The organism is Mycobacterium sp. NPDC003323 (assembly GCF_053589535.1).
The window spans coordinates 155,320-172,697 of record NZ_JBSFSB010000010.1; the positions used below are offsets into that span (position 1 = coordinate 155,320).

Here is a 17,378-nt window from a genome sequence, read left to right on the forward strand (position 1 = left end):
CCCTCACGCCACGAAACCAGAGTGGAGTTGACGAGTTGGGTATGCGGCCGGCGGCACGAATGCCGCAGCTGACCAGCCGGAGCCGAATCCTGATCGGTGTCGCGGTAGCAGTTGTCCTGTTGTTGTTGGTGGGGCCACGGTTCGTCGACGGTTACGTCGACTGGTTGTTCTTCGGTGAGCTCGGGTACCGGTCGGTGTTCACCACCGTGCTGTTGACCCGCATCGCGTTGTTCTTCGTGGTGGCCATCCTCATCGGCGCCGTCGTCTTCGCCGGATTGGCCCTGGCCTACCGCACCCGGCCGGTGTTCGTGCCGACCGCGGGCCCCAATGATCCGGTGGCCCGTTACCGCACCACGGTGATGAGCCGGCTGCGCCTGTTCGGCATCGGTGTGCCGGTGTTCATCGGCCTGCTCGCCGGTATCGTCGCGCAGAGCTACTGGGCCCCGGTGCAGCTGTTCCTCAACGGCGGCGAGTTCGGCGTCACGGACCCAGAGTTCGGCATCGACCTCGGCTTCTACGCCTTCGACCTGCCGTTCTACCGGCTGGTGCTGACCTACTTGTTCGTCGCGGTGTTCCTGGCGTTCGCGGCAAACCTGCTGGGCCACTACCTGTTCGGCGGTATCCGGCTGGCCGGGCGGTCCGGCGCGCTCAGCCGGGCCGCGCGCATCCAGCTGATCGCGCTGGCCGGCACGCTGGTGCTGCTCAAGGCCGTCGCCTACTGGCTGGACCGGTACGAACTGCTCAGCAACACCCGGGCCGGCAAGCCGTTCACCGGCGCCGGCTACACCGATATCAACGCGGTGCTGCCGGCCAAGCTGATCCTGCTGGCCATCGCGGTCATCTGCGCGGTGGCGGTGTTCTCCGCGCTGGTACTGCGCGATCTGCGCATCCCGGCCATCGGCCTGGTGCTGCTGCTGCTGTCCTCGCTGGTGGTGGGTGCGGGCTGGCCGCTGATCGTCGAGCAATTCAGCGTCAAGCCGAACGCGGCGCAGAAGGAGAGCGAGTACATCAGTCGCAGTATCACCGCGACCAGGGACGCCTACGGGCTGACCGACCAGACGGTGGAGTACCGCAACTACAGCGGTGACGCCAACGCCACCGCCCAGCAGGTGTCCGCGGACACCGCCACCACCTCGAACATCCGGCTGCTCGATCCGACCATCGTCAGCCCCGCGTTCACCCAGTTCCAGCAGGGCAAGAACTTCTACAACTTCCCTGACCAGCTGTCGATGGACCGCTACGAGGGCCCGGACGGGCAGATCCGCGATTACGTGGTGGCCGCCCGCGAGCTCAACCCGGACCGGCTGATCGACAACCAGCGCGACTGGATCAACCGGCACACCGTGTACACCCACGGCAACGGCTTCGTCGCCTCGCCGGCCAACACGGTGCGCGGTATCGCCAACGATCCCAACCAGAACGGCGGCTATCCGGAGTTCCTGGCCAGCGTGGTCGGTGCCAACGGCAGCGTGGTGTCACCCGGTCCCGCACCGCTGGATCAGCCGCGCGTGTACTTCGGCCCGGTGATCGCCAGCGCACCCGATGACTACGCCATCGTCGGCAAGGTCGGCGATGTCGACCGTGAATACGACTACGAGACCAACACCGAGACCAAGAACTACACCTATCAGGGTTCCGGTGGTGTCCCGGTCGGCAACTGGCTGGCGCGTGCGGTGTTCGCCGCCAAGTTCGCCGAGCGCAACTTCCTGCTGTCCAATGTCATTGGTGAGAACAGCAAGATCCTGTTCAACCGTGATCCGGCCGAGCGGGTCGAGGCAGTGGCGCCGTGGCTGACCACCGACAACGGTGTGTATCCGGCGATCGTCAACAAGCGGATGGTGTGGATCGTCGACGGTTACACCACGCTCGACAACTACCCGTACTCCGAGCTGACGACGCTGTCGAGCGCCACCATCGACTCCAACGAGGTGGCGGTCAACAGGCTGCTGCCCGACAAGCAGGTCTCCTATATCCGCAACTCGGTCAAGGCCACCGTCGACGCCTATGACGGCACCGTCACGCTGTACGCCCAGGACGAGAACGACCCGGTGCTCAAGGCGTGGATGTCGGTGTTCCCCGACACGGTGAAGCCCAAGGCCGATATCTCCGAGGAACTGCAGCAGCACCTGCGCTACCCCGAGGATCTGTTCAAGGTGCAGCGTTCCCTGCTGGCCAAGTACCACGTCGACGACCCGGTGAAATTCTTCACCAACGCCGACTTCTGGGATGTGCCACTGGATCCCAACCCGACGGCCAGCAGCTTCCAGCCGCCGTACTACATCGTCGCCAAGGACCTGGCCCAGCAGAACGGCCAGCCGTCGTTCCAGCTGACCAGCGCCATGAACTGGATCCGGCGTGACTTCCTGGCCGCCTACATCAGCGCGAGCTCGGACCCGGACACCTACGGCCAACTGACCGTGCTCACCGTGCCAGGTCAGGTCAACGGTCCCAAGCTGGCCTTCAACGCGATCAGCACCGACACGGCGATCTCCACGGAGTTGGGACAGATCGGTCGTGACGGCCAGAACCGCATCCGGTGGGGCAACCTGCTGACGTTGCCGATCGGCAATGGTGGACTGCTCTACGTCGCGCCGATCTACGCCTCACCGGGCGCCAGTGACGCCGCGTCGTCCTACCCGCGCCTGATCCGTGTGGCGATGATGTACAACGACAAGGTCGGCTACGGCCCGACGGTCCGCGACGCCCTGGACGAGATCTTCGGTGCCGGTGCCGGTGCGACCGCGACGGGCCCGGCGCCCGCCGAGGGTCAGCCGGCCCGTCCGCCGGCGGCCCCGGCCAACGGTGAACCGGCGGCCAATCCGCCGGCCGCCCAGCAGGGTCGGGCACCGGCCGCCGAGCCGCCGGCCGCCGCGGTGCCGCCGAGCGGACCGGTGACGCTGTCGGGCCCCAAGGCCGATGCGCTGCAAGAGGTCAACGCCGCCCTGGACAATATGGCCGAGGCGCAGACCAGTGGTGACTTCGCCCAGTTCGGTGAGGCGCTGCAGCGCCTCGACGACGCGATGAACCGCTACCGCGAGGCGCGCTGACCCTCACCTTCCCGGCGAGCGTGCGTGTCTGAGCACAGACACTCCGTGTTCTGACAGCAGTTCACGCACGCTCGCGGGCACGGTCGCCATTACACTGCCGCCGTGCACTATCGGCTGCTCGGACCACTGCAGGTGGTGCGTGACGGTGTGCCGCTCGACATAGGCCCGCCCAAGCAGCGCGCCGTGCTCGCGGTCCTGCTGCTGGCCCAGGGCAGTGTCGTCTCGGTGGACCGGCTGATCGACGCGGTGTGGGGCGACGACGCCCCTGGCAGCGCCACCGCCAGCCTGCAGGCCTATGTCTCGAATCTGCGTCGGGTGCTGCGCGATGACGCCGGGGTCTCGCCGATCGTCCGCCAATCACCGGGCTATCACCTCGACGTCGGCGCCGCGGTTGTCGACACCGCGGCGCTGGCCGACGCCGCCGTTCGTGCCGCCGCCGCGATCGCCGAGGGACAGTGGGATGACGCCGTCGTCGCCGCGGACGCGGGGCTCGCGCTCTGGCGCGGGCCGCTGCTGGCGGACCTGCGCGACCAGCCCTGGGTGACAGCCGAAACCGCGCGCATCGACGATCTGCGCAACGAGTGCCTGGACGCCCGGATCACCGCCCTGCTGGCGCTGGGCCGGATGTCCTCGGCGCTGGCCGATATCCAGCAGCTCCGCACGGCCGACCCCTATCGGGATCGGGGCTGCTGGTTGCAGATGGTCACGCTGTACCGCGCGGGACGTACGGCCGAGGCGTTGGAGGCCTATACCGCCCATGCCCGGCTGCTCGACACCGAACTCGGCCTGCAGCCGGGGACCGAGCTGCAGCAGCTGCAGACCGCCGTGCTGCGGCAGGCCCCGGAACTCGCGGCGTGGCCACGGTCGCCCGGATGGACGGGTGCGCAGACGGTTGCCACCCCGACGCCGGCCCCCGCAACGACGCCGGAAACAGCGCCCGCCGCGCGCGAACTCGTGGGTCGTCGGCGTGAATTCGACACGATTACAACGATTCTGCAGGACGCCGAAACCGGCGCGACGCGATGGCTGGTGCTGTCCGGCCCACCCGGAATCGGCAAGACCCGGCTGGCCGAGGAGGCGGTCGCCCGGGTGCGTGCCGCCGGCGGGGACTGCGTGTGGGTGGGCTGCCCGGACGAGCGCGGCACGCCGCCGTGGTGGCCGATGCGCCAGCTGGTACGGGCGCTGGGCGCCGACGCCGACGAGGTGCTGGTGGTGCCCGCGCAGGCCGATCCGGACACCGCCCGCTTCGCCGTGTACGAGCGCGTGCAGCGGCTACTGGAGTCGGCACCGAACCTGCTCGCCGTCGTCATCGACGATGTGCAGTGGGCGGATTCGGCGTCGGCGGCGTGCCTGGCCTATATCGCCGGTGCGTTGCGTGACCGTCCGCTGGCGATGATCCTCACCGTCCGCGACGGGGAGCACTCCTCGGAGGTGTTGCGGCTGTTGGGCACTGCCACGCGCGGTGTCGCGAACCGGCATATCGAGGTCCCCGCGCTGAGTGCGCAGGATGTCGCGACGCTGGCCAACCAGGTGGCCGACGACGAGGTGGGCGAGGACGAGGCGCGCGCGTTGGCCGACCGCACCGGCGGCAACCCGTTCTTCGTGTCCGAGTACGCGCGCCTGCCCCGCGCCGAGCGGCTCGGGGAGGAGATCCCGATCGCGGTGAAATCGGTGCTCGAGCGGCGGTTGGCCACGCTGGATCCTGCCGTGCTGCAAGTACTTCGGACCGCGGCGATCATCGGTGACGCCATCGACCGCGACGCGCTGCCGGTGCTGGCCGGTGCGACCAGGCTCGACCTGGACACCTTGGCCGACTATCTCGACGAGGCCGCCGACGAGCGCATCGTGGTGGCCTCGCCGACCGGTGACGGTTATGTGTTCGCGCATGGGCTGCTACGCGCCCAGTTGATCGCCGCCATGCCGGCGCTGCGGCGTCAGCGGGTACACGCGAAGGTGGCCGAGGTGCTGATCGATGCCGGCTCCGACGAGGCGCTGACCCGCCGCGCGGGGCATCTGGTCGCGGCGCTGCCACTGGTGGAACCGCACGAGGTGGTGGCGGCCTGTCGGCTGGCCGCCGAACGGGCCACGGCCAGTTGGAGTTCGGATATCGCGGCGCGCTGGTGGCAGGCGGCACTGGATGCCTATGACCGGCTGCCACCGACTCACCAGTCCGATGCCGAACGTGACGCGCTGACCGTGGCGATGCTGGAGGCCCACTCGCGGGCCGGTCGTGGGCGGCTGGTGCTGGACGCGGTCGAGCGTTATCTGGTGGAGGCGCTGCGCGCCGGTCGGGCCGCGACGGCGGGTCGGGTGGCCAGTGCGCTGCTGCGGGCCAGCGGCGGATGGCCGTGGTTGGCGCCGGGCGAGGATCCCGGTGAGCTGCTGGGTCTGCTGGCGCGTGCCGCCGATCTGGCCGATGCCGAACCCGCCGCCGGTGCGCGTGTACTGGCCGCGCTGGCGGTGGGGCACTGCTATGACCCCGATCCGGCTGTGGCGGCGGGCATCCTGGATCGCGCCGCCGCGTTGGCCGCCGCGGTGTCCGATCCCGATGTCACCGCCGATGTGCTGATGGGCCGGTTGATCACCTACTCCGGTGTCGCGACGATGAGCGAACAGTCACTGGCCTGGGTGGATGAGTTGAACCGTCTGCAGCACAGCCGCTTTCGTGAGGACAGCGTCATCGCCGCCTCGGTGGCGACCATGGCCGCGATGGCACTCGGTGACGTGGCCGGTGCGCAGCGGTACCTGGCCGCCGGGATCGCCGGCAGCGAGGACCTGCAACTGCCGGTCCTGCGTGCGCAAATGCGTTGGATGGAGGCGGTGCAGGCGATCTGGCGCGGTGATTTCGCCGAGGCGCACCGGCACCACGCCATCGCCGCCGAGGTGCACGAACAGACCGAGCTGTATGTCGCGGGCAGCGGCATGTTGGCCGAGGCGAGCCTGCTGTGGGAACTCGGCGGTCCGCCGCCGCAGTTGCCGGACGTGGCCGCCGAGGCGGCCTTCGGCGGGCAGAGCCTGGTCGGGTTGGCGCACGCGGTGGCCCTGGCGATGCAGGCCGACCCGGATGCGGCGCGCGACATGCTGGCCGCCCGGTTGCAGCGGGTCGGTGCGGACGAATCGATCATCTGGACGACGCTGGGGCACAACACCTTCCTGGCCCATCTGGCGGCCGAGCACGGGCTGGCGGAGTTCGCCGGCAGCCTGCTGACCGCGTTGGAGCCGTTCCTGGACTGGATCGCGGTCATCGGTCAGGTCGGGATCGCCGGCCCGGTGGCGCTGGCCACCGCACGGTTGCATGCACTGCGCGGTGAGGTGGCGAAAGCGCACGCACACTTGTCCGTCGCCCGCGCACTCGCTGAGCGCACCGGTGCGCTGCCCGCGCGGGTGCGCTGCGATCTGCTGGAATGCGAGCTCACCGCCGGTGCCCGACGGGCCGAACTCGCCGCTGCCGTGCACACCGAAGCGGGTCGCCTGGGCATGGCCGGTGTCGCCAGAAGGGCTCGTGACCTGTATTGACACCGACTTGGAGCGTTCTCCAAGAAGATGCCAAGTGCGCCGCGGGAAGCTCTGCACAGTTGCCCAACCCAACTGTGTGAAAGGACCCCGCATGACCCTGGCCGAATCGGTCGACGACGTGTTGTCGACGCTGCCCGACCATGTCAGCGCCCTGGTGGCGCTGCCCGGCGAGCCCGGCTACGAACGCTGCACCCCGTGGAATGTCGCCGTGCCGGTGCGGCCGGCCGCCGTCGTGTTCGCGACCTCCCCGCACCACATCGCCGAGGCCGTCCGGTTCGCCGACGCGCACGGGATGAAGGTCACGGTGCAGGCGACCGGACACGGCGCGATCCCCATCGGTGCCGACACCCTGCTGGTACACACCGGCGCAATGACCGACTGCACGGTCGACCCGGTGAACCGGACCGCCCGCGTCGGTGCCGGCGCGCGCTGGCAGCACGTGCTCGACGCCGCGGCGCCGCACGGGCTGGCCGCGCTGTGCGGATCCTCACCGAGCGTGGGGGTTGTGGGCTTTCTCACCGGCTGCGGCATCGGCCCGCTGGTCCGCAGCGTCGGGGTGTCCAGCGACTACGTCCGGTCGTTCGATCTGGTGACCGGGACGGGGGAGTACCTGCGGGTGACGCCGCAGGAGCACGCGGACCTGTTCTGGGGTCTGCGCGGCGGCAAGGCGACCCTGGGCATCGTGGCCGCGGTCGAGATCGACCTGCTGCCCATCAGCGAATTCTACGGCGGCGCCCTGTATTTCGACGGTGCCGATGCACCCGAGGTGCTGCGCACCTGGGCGCAGTGGTGTGCTGGACTGCCGGAGAACATCAACACCTCGATCGCCTTCCAACAGCTGCCGCCGCTGCCGGGTGTGCCCGAACAGTTGGCAGGCCGGTTGACGGTGGCGGTGCGCTACACCGCACTCGACGATTTCGCCGAGGCCGCAGCACTTCTGGCGCCGATACGGGAGGCCGCGACACCGGTGCTCGACACCGTCGGGGTGTTGCCGTACGCGGCCATCGGCGCAGTGCATGCCGACCCGGTGGATCCGATGCCGGTCTACGAGGACCAGACCTTGTTGCGCGGGTGCGCATCTGAGGTCGTCGATGTCCTGGTGGCCGCGGCCGGTCCGGGCTCCGGCTCGGTGCAGACCATCGTCGAGGTGCGCCTGCTGGGCGGCGCGATGGCGCGGCAGGCGCCGCACCGCAGCGCGTTCTGCCATCGCAACGCCAACTACGCGGTGACGATCATCGGTGTCCCGATGGGGCCGGAGGCCGATCTGGTGCCGGCGCAGGCGCGCGCCCTGACCCGGGCGCTGCAGCCGTGGTCGACCGGTGGTCTGCTGCCCAATTTCGCGCCGTCCGCCGATCCCGCGCGTATGGCACGGGTCTATGACGAGGACACCCGGCACTGGTTGGCGGCACTGGCCGACCGGTATGACCCCAGTGGTGTCCTCGCGACCGGGCAGGCGGTCCGCTTCAGCGCCTAAAAACCGGGGCTGACCAGACGATTTGGTGTGCCGAACCCCCTTGGGTAATCTTGTGTTTACCGACGCGGGGTGGAGCAGCTCGGTAGCTCGCTGGGCTCATAACCCAGAGGTCGCAGGTTCGAATCCTGTCCCCGCTACTAGGTAGAACGGCCCCCGGAGATCACTCCGGGGGCCGTTTTCACTGGGTTTGTGAACGCATTTGTGAACATTAGCCACGCTAATCGATCGAGAGAGGCGCACTCCTTCGGGGTGGCCATCTGCGCCGGTCTGTGGCTTCGCTCGCAACTACGAGCATGAGCTGATCGCGAGCGGTCTGCTCGGTCTCGGTCAGCGAATCGGGTGGGAACAGTAGAGCCTCGGCCCCGGGCGGGTGTCGGTGTTGCCGGCGGCACAGATGAGTCGATGGCGAGCGCATCGAGGTACTTCCGCAGGCGCGACGCCGAAAGCAATTAACGAAACGAAACGACGAAACGAAACGAAACGACGAAACGCCATGGCGGCAGGAGGGTATGGGCCAAGCCCAATGTCGTCGGCACTGGTGGCAGGCTGTCGTGAATAACGACGACGGTCATCGTCCTGAGCGGCCTGGCCGCGGCTACGCATCTGTCCCCGGGGGTTTGGGTCTGCAACCGTTCGTGGTCGCGGCTCCTAATACCTTCGCCTGGACACACCCTCGGGGTTACCGCCCGACCCCGCCGCGGTGAGGGCAGGTGGGTGGAGACACGCCCCGACATTGCCGTGCTCTTGTCGCGCCCGTGTGTCATTCTGTGCGGCTGCCCACGCGAAGGGAGCCACAGGCGGTGTGACAGTACGAGGAAAGGTACGGACGTGGAGGACGACAATCAGGAAGAATTAGATCGGGTACGAAGCTGGGTCGACCGGCTGGAGGCGTTTGCCTCGGCGTTTGATGACATGGACGGCGATAGCGCGACCGATTTTGCCAATAACGCACTTGAAGCTCTGCAGGCCGTGGTGATGCGGTACATCGTCGCGTCTCGGACGCCCGCGATGCTGCTGGCGCTGGAAGCCGTAGTCGCAGTAACGCAGGCGACGACCGACGTGATCATGGACTGGGCGGACACGTCTGACGTGCGAGATAGATACTCCCGCGCCACTGCCCACGCGCACCTGAAGGCTGCGTTGGACGATGTGTTGTCTGGTAGCAGGCGATGGCTTACTGAAGGTCTGCCCGCGACTGATGAGGTTGAGCAGCGCATTGCCGGCGCGGCCAAGCAGATGCAGGAAGCGATGGAACTGCTGGGGAAGCGCAACGCCGAACTTGAGGCACAGGACGCAGAGGCCGCAACAGACCCATACGGCGCGATCCTGATCCATCTGGACCCCAGCCGCTCCGACGCCCCAATTTTCGAGAAGGTGTGTTCGTTGACTGATGACGACGACAAGCGGTATCGCGATGCGTACGAACGGCTTCGGAAGATGTTGGACAGTGAGCTACTGGGACACATATCCGATGAGAGCGACAGGTTTCTGCACCAGCTGGTCTCGATACTTAAAGACCTGCAGGACAATAGGATCGGCATCTTTGATGAAGATGCGTGGGATGAGCACAGGCGCCAAGTGAGGTCCGCGCTGATTAGCTTTACCAGCGCCCTCCAGAGCCATGAAGACCAGACCCTTCGCGCAGTGCGCGAAACCTTCGCCCGCAAGACACCCCAGGAGCAGGCCGTACTGGCGCTGTTCACCGATCTGAAGACGACATCGTTTGAGTACCGTTGGCTGCTCAAGATGCGCGATGCCTTGCTGCACGGAGACATCAACGCCTTCAAGTATGACTTCGCCGCGCGTCTCAAGGGGGAGAACGCCGTCAACGTGTACATGGATCGTCGGTACATGTTCGAGTTCACCAAGGAGGAACGGGGAAAGCCCTGGCTGAAGCGTGACGAGTTGGAAAACATGACGTCTGACCCCAGCGTGCTGGACATGATCAAGAGACTTCAGCCGCTATTGGGGCCCCTGCAGGAGAAGCTTGACCGGGTTCTGTATCCCGATGCCGGTGTAGACGCTGCGACAATACGGGAGTTCTTGGCTCGGTATCCGGAAGGTGCAGAGGGATACCGGGCGTTGCAGAATGGACCCGGCTTCACGCGTAGGAACATGTGCCCGCCTCTGAGCCCCCTTGCTCCGCGTGTGCTTGCGTTCGCCGACGGCTTCCAGGGCTGGGAAGATTAGCGGCGATGTGCCGAAGGTGGGGATTAGGTTCTGCCACGGACGAAAAGCCGAGAGTCGTCATAAGGCCGTCTCTGTTCACGTCGCTGCACCCGCGCTCGAAGTGGGACGCCCACGAGCTGCTCACTGAGCTGTATCGGGATGACCTGGACATCGCGCTGCAGGTGCCAGACCCCGGCCAGTTCTCAGTACAGAACTCGCTGGAGACGATCGGAATATTCATCGCTGGCAACGTGAGTGGAACGGTGCTGACGTTGCTTTGGGTCTGCTGCACGATCAGGTGACAGTTTCGGTCACGCGGCCTGACTGGCCGGTGTGGTCATGATGGCTTCGAATTCGATGGGGGTCAACCGGCCGAGGCCGGCCTGGCGGCGCCGTCGGTGGTAGGTGCGTTCAATCCAGGTGACGATCGCGATGCGCAGTTGCTCGCGGGTGTCCCAGCGGCGGCGGTCGAGGACGTTCTTCTGCAGCAGGGAAAAGAAGCTCTCCATGGCGGCGTTGTCACCGGCCGCACCGACGCGTCCCATAGAGCCGACCATCTCGTGGTCGTGTAGAGCATGCACGAATCTTCTTGAGCGAAACTGCCTAGTCCGGCGCGCTCGCTTTGGTGCCCGAAGCTGTATTGCGGTGCGCGTACCTGCAGCGGGAATTGAGATCGCGGACATCTGCGGCTTGGCGACGCTGGCGGCCGATGGTCGGGTGCCGAAGACCGCCGGGAGTAGCTACCTTCCGAGCCCCCAGGGTAGGGGACGCCGAGCGCACGTCTGTCGTCCGAATTCGGCGCTAGACACCTGTCTAGTCTACTTCCTGAGTCGCGTGTTGGACACCCCTACACCGTGTGAGGTGGGGTACGGGCCTTGCACGAAAGACATTGTCTTGAAGAGCGATTGCAATCCAGTTGCATTTGTTCCGCCCTGACGAATATCCTAGACAGGTGTCCAGTCACCACTCTCGCGACATCGATGATTTGGAGGTCCGCCGCGCTCTGCGTTCGCGCGGGGCGGCTGCGGTGAGAATGCTGGACGCGGCGGTTGACACTCTGCGAGAGTGCCCGTTCGATGCCATCACGGTCGACGCGGTCGCCCGCCGAGCGGAAGTCTCTCGTGCAACCGCGTCGGCATTGTTTTCCTCCAAGAACGACCTGATCGTCGAGGTCTGCCTACGCCGCATGCGCGGCGTGGCGCTGAGCACGCGTGCCAACTACGGTTCGATTTCGCGAGTCGCGGCCCAGCTGAGCCAAATGATGCTGCTCGTCGCCGAGGAGCCTGCCCTCGCGGCTGCCTGTTCTGAGGTTTTCCTCGACAGCGGCCCGGCAGCCGACCGCGCGCGGGAGCAGATCGGGCTGGAGATTCACCGGTTGATTGCATCGGCAGTTGGCCCGGGGTCCTGGCCCGAGGTGATCACCACTCTCGAAATGGTGTTCTCGGGCGCCCTCATTCAGGCGGCAGCCGGGGCCATGACTTTTGAGCGCGCCGCTGAAAGGGTCGAATCCGCGGTCGGTCTCATTCTCCAGGGCGTACCCCAGTACTGACGCAGATCAGCGAGAAATCGACCACGGAACAACGAAGGTCCGCCCACGGACCAGGAAGGGCACGACATGGCCTACGTCATTACCCAGAACTGCTGCAAGGACGCAAGCTGTGTTCCAGTGTGCCCCGTCGACTGCATCCGCCCGGTAGGTCACGCCGGACAATTCGCCGAGACCGAGTCTCTCTACATCGACCCTGAAACCTGTATTGACTGCGGAGCCTGCATGGAAGAGTGCCCTGTGGACGCGATTCACTACGAGGATGATCTACCACCGCATCTCGAGCGGTTCAAGGCCATCAATGCGGCATACTTTGACCGCCATCCACTCGAACCTGATGCGACTCCGAGTCCTGCGAAGCGCGGCGCCATCGCCGGCGGAAAGTTGCGCGTCGCCATCGTCGGGGCCGGGCCAGCGGCGTGTTATGCGGCGAGCGAGCTACTCGGGGTCGACGGCATCGAGGTGGACCTCTTCGAAAAGTTACCCACGCCATACGGCCTGATCCGAGCCGGTGTGGCCCCTGACCACCAGCACACGAAGTCGGTTGTGAACATATTCGATCGAGTCTTCACCTCCCCACGGCTTGGAATCCACTTCAACGTTGAAATCGGCCGTGACCTCTCTCATCAAGACCTTGCAGCCCACCATCACGCGGTCATCTATGCCATTGGCGCACCGGCGACTCGCGAGCTCGGAATACCTGGAGAACAGCTGCCGGGAAGCCACGCCGCATCGGATTTCGTTGGCTGGTACAACGGCCACCCCGACCACGCAGCCCACGAAGTGGACTTGTCCGGGCGCCGCGCAGTGATCATCGGCAATGGCAACGTCGCTGTGGACATCGCGCGCATCCTGCTGATCGATCCAGCGCAGCTCGCCGAGACCGACATCGCCCATCACGCGTTGGACTCACTGCAGCACAGCAAGATCGAGGAAGTCGTCATCCTGGGCAGGCGTGGATTGCGGCGCGCCGCTTTCTCCGTCGGCGAATTCCTGGCCCTGGGTCACCTCGACGGAATTGACATCGCCATCGAAGGCGACCAGGCCGCGGAGGCCACACCCGATGACGACGTCGAAACGACACTGAAACTCGACCTCGCCCGTGAGTACAGGGCCCGGCCGGCTACAGCGTGCAACAAACGAATCGTGTTCCGATTCCTGGCTTCTCCCGTCGAGATCGTCGGCACCGATCACGTCGATGGAATCCGACTGCTGCGCAACGGGATCGGCGAGGACGGGGGCCTTGTGCTTGGAGACCTCGCGACCGACACCGAATTTATCGAGGCGGCGCTGGTTGTGCGGTCGATCGGCTATCGCGGATCGGCCATCGACGGGCTTCCTTTTGATGAGAGTTGCGGCACCGTTCCCAACGACCGGGGCCGCGTTGTCGATGCCGACCGAGTCCCGGTCCCCGGTGTCTACGCCACTGGGTGGATCAAGCGCGGACCCCGAGGCGTTATCGGCTCCAACCGAGTTTGCGCCGAAGAAACCGTCGCCGCCGTTCTCGCCGACTTCGACGCCGGAATTCTGGACAAGACCGTTGGGGATCGCGCCGACCTACTCGCGCTGATGAAAGAATCGGGTGTCAAACCGATTTCGTGGACGGGCTGGCAAGCCATCGACGCCGTAGAGCGCGGGCTCGCCGCCAACACGGCCCAACCACGCGTGAAACTGGTCGACGTTCGCGCGTTGCTAGAGGCCGCTGAAACCGTCTCGCCGTCGAAGTCGAGGACGTAAGGAATGGCGCTACGGCCGAATGACTTTCGGCCCCAGGTAGCCGGTATCGACACCTATCACCAGGCGGCCTTACCCGAGGATCGGCTCACAACCGAACGGCAGCGTCAGCGTCGGTCCCGCATCCTGGATGCCGCGGTCGAGGTCGCAGGCGCCGGTGGTTATGACCGTGTACACGTACGTTCTATCGCTCTTCGCGCGAATGTCTCCCTAGCAACTCTGTACTTCTATTTCCCTTCCAAGGTGCACGTATTGGTTTGGGCCCTTGAACGCGAACTTGTCCGCTTCGACGACTATCTCTGCGACGCCCACTCGCCGACCGCAGACCCCGTGGCGCGACTCCACGAAGTCGTGTCGCAGTTGATCGACCTAATGGCGGAATCGGCACGTGTCACCGAAGCACTCACCCACGCCTACGTGGCATCGACGGTCGTCGCCTCGGCCGAGGCGGAGATGATCCGTCGCCAAACCAAGGAGATGTTCGTACGCCTGATGGGCAACGGGGCCGCCTCGGACTTCCGCGGCGATGCCGCGGACATCCTGACCGACGTGTGGACGTCTGAAATTCTCGCCCTCGTGCAGGGCCGTAGGACGATTCCGGCCATGCGGCATCGATTCGCGACGGTCATAGACCTCATCTTCCGAGCGCAACGCGCCCGATTCAGCGAAGGCACACCTGGTGAATTCGGGGGTCCACGTCGTTAAATGACCACTGACAGAATGCGCTCGGGGGGATGTTGACATGGCCCGTCGGACATACCCGCGAGCCCACCTGCCGGTCAAGTCCAGGGACGTGGTGTACGACGTCGTCGTGTGGTTGGGTCTGCTGCACGATCAGGTGACAGTTTCGTTCACGCGGCCTGACTGGCCGGTGTGGTCATGATGGCTTCGAATTCCACCGGGGTCAACCGGCCGAGGCCGGCTTGGCGTCGGCGTCGGTGGTAGGTGCGTTCGATCCAGGTGACGATCGCGATCCGGAGTTGTTCGCGGGTGTCCCAGCGGCGGCGGTCGAGCACGTTCTTCTGCAGCAGGGAAAAGAAGCTCTCCATAGCGGCGTTGTCGCCGGCCGCGCCGACACGGCCCATAGAGCCGACCATCTCGTGACGAAGCAGTGCGTGCACGAATCGCCTTGAGCGAAACTGAGATCCACGATCCGAATTCAAGATGCATCCCGCGACATCCCCGCGTCGGGCCACCGCGCTGTGCAGTGCCCGGGCGGCCAGCCGGGACTTCATCCGGGAGTCAATCGAGTAGCCGACGATCCTGTTGGAGAACACATCTTTGATGGCGCAGAGGTACAGCTTGCCCTCACCGGTACGGTGCTCGGTGATATCGCTGAGCCACAACTGATTCGGTGCCTCAGCGGTGAAATCACGTTCAACGAGATCGTCGTGGACCGGTGGGCCCGGCTTGCCGTTCTTGCCTCGCTTCTTGCCGAACACGCTCCACAGGCGATTCTGCGAGCAGATGCGCCATGCGGTGCGCTCGGCCATCGGCTCGCCGGCATCGCGGGCCTCCTCGACCAGGTAGCGGTATCCGAACTCCGGATCGTCGCTGTGCGCGTCGAACAGGGCGTTGGCGCGGTAGGCCTCGACACGTTCGGCGTCGGTGACCGGTGCGGCCAGCCAGCGGTAATACGGTTGGCGGGCGAGCTTAAGTACCCGGCACGTCACCGCGACGGGGATCCCGTCGGTGGCGAGGTCGTTCACGAGCGGGTAGATCCTTTTCCCGGCAGGTTGGCCTGCGACAGATACGCCGCGGCCCGGCGCAGCACCTCGTTTTCCTGCTCGAGCAGATTGATCCGCCGCCGGGCCTCGCGCAGCTCCCCGGACTCGCCGGTGCTCTTGCCAGGCTTGGTGCCCTCGTCGATGTCGGCCTGGCGAAGCCATTTCTGCAGTGTCATCGGGTGCACCCCGAAGTCGGTGGCGATCGCCTCGATCGTCACCCCGTCATCGCGGTTGCGGGCCACGCGCACGACATCGTCGCGGAACTCACGGGGATAGGGCCTTGCCATGGGGACATCCTTCCAGCCTGCCCACCCAGGGCAAGCCAACTCAGATGTCACCTGATCGTGCAGCAGACCCGAGCGAGCAGGCGCTGGAACACGTGCGGCATGTGATGGCGAGCGGCGCGTGCCGCTGCGCACAGTACGCACCCGGCCGTCTGCCGCGCCATTGCCGAGCATGTGTCATAGGAGTGCGTTTGATCGTGCAGCAGACCCGACCGGTGTGGCGGGCGATCGCCGAGATCGTCCAATCAGGCTTTCTCAGGGCATGTAACTTCACATCGTCCACCCATGTGAGCATGAGAAAAGCGGGCCCCTTCGATGGAGCAACTGGCGTCAGATACCAGCAGCTTCGAGGGAGGCCTTCTCGGAGCTACGCGGGTGGGGAATTCGATGAGCGCCAGTCGGAAATTTCGGCGAGCGCGGTTACGGCTGCAAAGAAGGCCGATTCTGTCCGCCCTGTGTTTTCTCGGTGCGACAGACGGACATCCATAGCTCAGAGTACGGTGGCCAGGGTCAATGGTGTTACGCGAGTAACAGTTTCGAATGGACAAGGGAGTCCTGATCGGTGCGCAGACACGGATGGTCCGGTGCGACCCCGGCAGACGACGAGGAGGCAGTAGGTCGGATATTGGATGCGGCGAAGCAACGGATTGGTCGGTTCGGTGGGCACTTCGGGATTTCCGATGTCGCCAAGGACATCGGCGTCACGCGCCAAACCGTTTACCGCTACTTCCCAAGCACCGAGGCGCTCCTCTTCGAAGCTTCCTTGTCCGAGATACAGCCGTTTCTCGACAGCTTGGCCTACAAAGTCAGAGGGGTTCACGACCCTGCCGAAGCGGTGGTCGGTTGCATCGCTTACGTGCTGGAACGGCTCCCCACTGAGAAAAATGTGAGCTTGCTATTGAACCCGGGGAAGGCGAGTGTGTTTTCAGCTGGCGCCGCATCCGCCTCGTCGATGTCCCTAGGACGATTACTGTTGGCACAGTTAGACGTGGACTGGGATTGCAGGGGCCTCGCCCAGGAAAAACACGATGGCTTGATCGAAATTGTCATGCGGATCCTTCGGTCGCTGGTGATCGACCCTGTTCGGCCCTCATACCAAGCGGGGGAGATCGGTACGCTCTTGCACATGTGGGTCGCCCCGGCCGTCTCCGCCCTCACACCCGCATTCGCCAATGTCAATAGCCTCGGACAAGGCCATTGACTCACGCGAAACTCGCCAGTGCTGCGAGTCCTGAGCGATCTGGATTCGTTGGGCTACTGAGCGAATGGTAATCCGAGCGCAGGAACGAGTACGCGGTGCAGGTAATCCCGCATGGACTGCGCCGATCGCGAGGTCGCGCTGTCGATGGTCAACAGCGACAGTTCGAATCGCAAATAGGTCTCGGTCATCTCGTCGAGATGAGGCCCGCGTTCGGGAAGGTAGTCGATGATGGGTTCGAGATAGATCCGTGCCCGCGCGATCACCTCTGGCGTCAGTACGCGATTGCGCACGTCAGGGTTGTCCAGCGCGGAAAGCATCGGGGAGATCGCCGGGTTGCGGCGGAACTCCTCGACGGCCGACATGCAAAGCTCGACGACAAAACCAGCTGCGGTGGATTGCTTTCGGGCTCGGCGGATGATGCGGGCGCTGGCTTCGGCCGCGGCGAGTTCGATCGCGTCGCCAACGATCTCTTCGCGGCTCGAGAAATACTTGTAGATGGTCTGACGAGACACTCCGGCCTCCCGCGCGATGGCACTGAGTGACGTGCGATCCAGACCGAAATTGACCAGGCAGCGGGATGCGGCCTCGACGATGTGGGCTCTGGGATCTTCGGGCGCGGGGGCACCGCGCCAGGGCACCGAACGCGGGCGCGACGATTCCTCAGCCACCACAACCTCCTT

At 65.5% G+C, this 17,378-nt stretch carries 10 protein-coding genes, 1 tRNA gene and 1 pseudogene; 9 read left to right on the forward strand and 3 right to left on the reverse strand.

Annotated elements, in window-relative coordinates; genetic code table 11:
• Nucleotides 1-35: 35 nt before the first annotated feature.
• The 5 genes from ACWDUN_RS21380 (at nt 36) to ACWDUN_RS21400 (ending at nt 10,227) form a co-directional block, all read left to right on the forward strand.
• Nucleotides 36-3,047, forward strand: coding sequence for a UPF0182 family protein (locus ACWDUN_RS21380; RefSeq protein WP_449932001.1), 3,012 nt, complete (start codon nt 36-38; stop codon nt 3,045-3,047).
• Between the two features lie 102 nt (nt 3,048-3,149).
• Complete coding sequence (locus ACWDUN_RS21385) at nt 3,150-6,563, forward strand: BTAD domain-containing putative transcriptional regulator (RefSeq protein ID WP_449932002.1); 3,414 nt, start codon at nt 3,150-3,152, stop codon at nt 6,561-6,563.
• A gap of 91 nt (nt 6,564-6,654) precedes the next feature.
• On the forward strand, nt 6,655-8,037 hold the full coding sequence (locus ACWDUN_RS21390; protein WP_449932003.1) for an FAD-binding oxidoreductase: 1,383 nt from the start codon (nt 6,655-6,657) through the stop codon (nt 8,035-8,037).
• A 63-nt stretch (nt 8,038-8,100) separates the two neighbouring features.
• Nucleotides 8,101-8,174, forward strand: a tRNA-Met gene (locus ACWDUN_RS21395).
• A gap of 691 nt (nt 8,175-8,865) precedes the next feature.
• A complete protein-coding gene (locus tag ACWDUN_RS21400; RefSeq protein WP_449932004.1) occupies nt 8,866-10,227 on the forward strand; it encodes a hypothetical protein in 1,362 nt (453 codons plus the stop codon).
• Nucleotides 10,228-10,517: 290 nt separating this feature from the next.
• On the opposite strand, the pseudogene ACWDUN_RS21405 reads toward ACWDUN_RS21400, so the two are convergent.
• Nucleotides 10,518-10,877, reverse strand: a pseudogene (locus tag ACWDUN_RS21405) (integrase core domain-containing protein); the annotation flags it as partial.
• Between the two features lie 281 nt (nt 10,878-11,158).
• On the opposite strand from ACWDUN_RS21405, the gene ACWDUN_RS21410 reads away from it, so the two are divergent.
• The 3 genes from ACWDUN_RS21410 to ACWDUN_RS21420 all read left to right on the forward strand — a co-directional run bounded on the left by ACWDUN_RS21410 (nt 11,159) and on the right by ACWDUN_RS21420 (nt 14,191).
• Nucleotides 11,159-11,755 carry a TetR/AcrR family transcriptional regulator gene (locus ACWDUN_RS21410; protein WP_449932005.1) on the forward strand — a complete coding sequence of 199 codons (597 nt, stop codon included), beginning with the start codon at nt 11,159-11,161 and terminating at the stop codon, nt 11,753-11,755.
• A gap of 66 nt (nt 11,756-11,821) precedes the next feature.
• On the forward strand, nt 11,822-13,489 hold the full coding sequence (locus tag ACWDUN_RS21415) for an FAD-dependent oxidoreductase (RefSeq protein WP_449932006.1): 1,668 nt from the start codon (nt 11,822-11,824) through the stop codon (nt 13,487-13,489).
• A 3-nt stretch (nt 13,490-13,492) separates the two neighbouring features.
• A complete protein-coding gene (locus ACWDUN_RS21420) occupies nt 13,493-14,191 on the forward strand; it encodes a TetR/AcrR family transcriptional regulator (RefSeq protein ID WP_449932007.1) in 699 nt (232 codons plus the stop codon).
• Nucleotides 14,192-14,337: 146 nt separating this feature from the next.
• Here the strand turns inward: ACWDUN_RS21420 and ACWDUN_RS21425 are convergent.
• Nucleotides 14,338-15,500 (reverse strand): IS3 family transposase gene (locus ACWDUN_RS21425; protein ID WP_449932008.1). Its coding sequence is split into 2 segments (ribosomal slippage): nt 14,338-15,213 and nt 15,216-15,500, totalling 1,161 coding nucleotides; the frame shifts between segments, so codons are not numbered across the junction.
• Nucleotides 15,501-16,059: 559 nt separating this feature from the next.
• Here ACWDUN_RS21425 and ACWDUN_RS21430 point away from each other — a divergent pair.
• Nucleotides 16,060-16,698, forward strand: coding sequence for a TetR/AcrR family transcriptional regulator (locus ACWDUN_RS21430; RefSeq protein ID WP_449932009.1), 639 nt, complete (start codon nt 16,060-16,062; stop codon nt 16,696-16,698).
• Nucleotides 16,699-16,751: 53 nt separating this feature from the next.
• On the opposite strand, the gene ACWDUN_RS21435 is transcribed toward ACWDUN_RS21430, so the two are convergent.
• Complete coding sequence (locus ACWDUN_RS21435) at nt 16,752-17,366, reverse strand: TetR/AcrR family transcriptional regulator (protein WP_449932010.1); 615 nt, start codon at nt 17,364-17,366, stop codon at nt 16,752-16,754.
• Nucleotides 17,367-17,378: the final 12 nt, after the last annotated feature.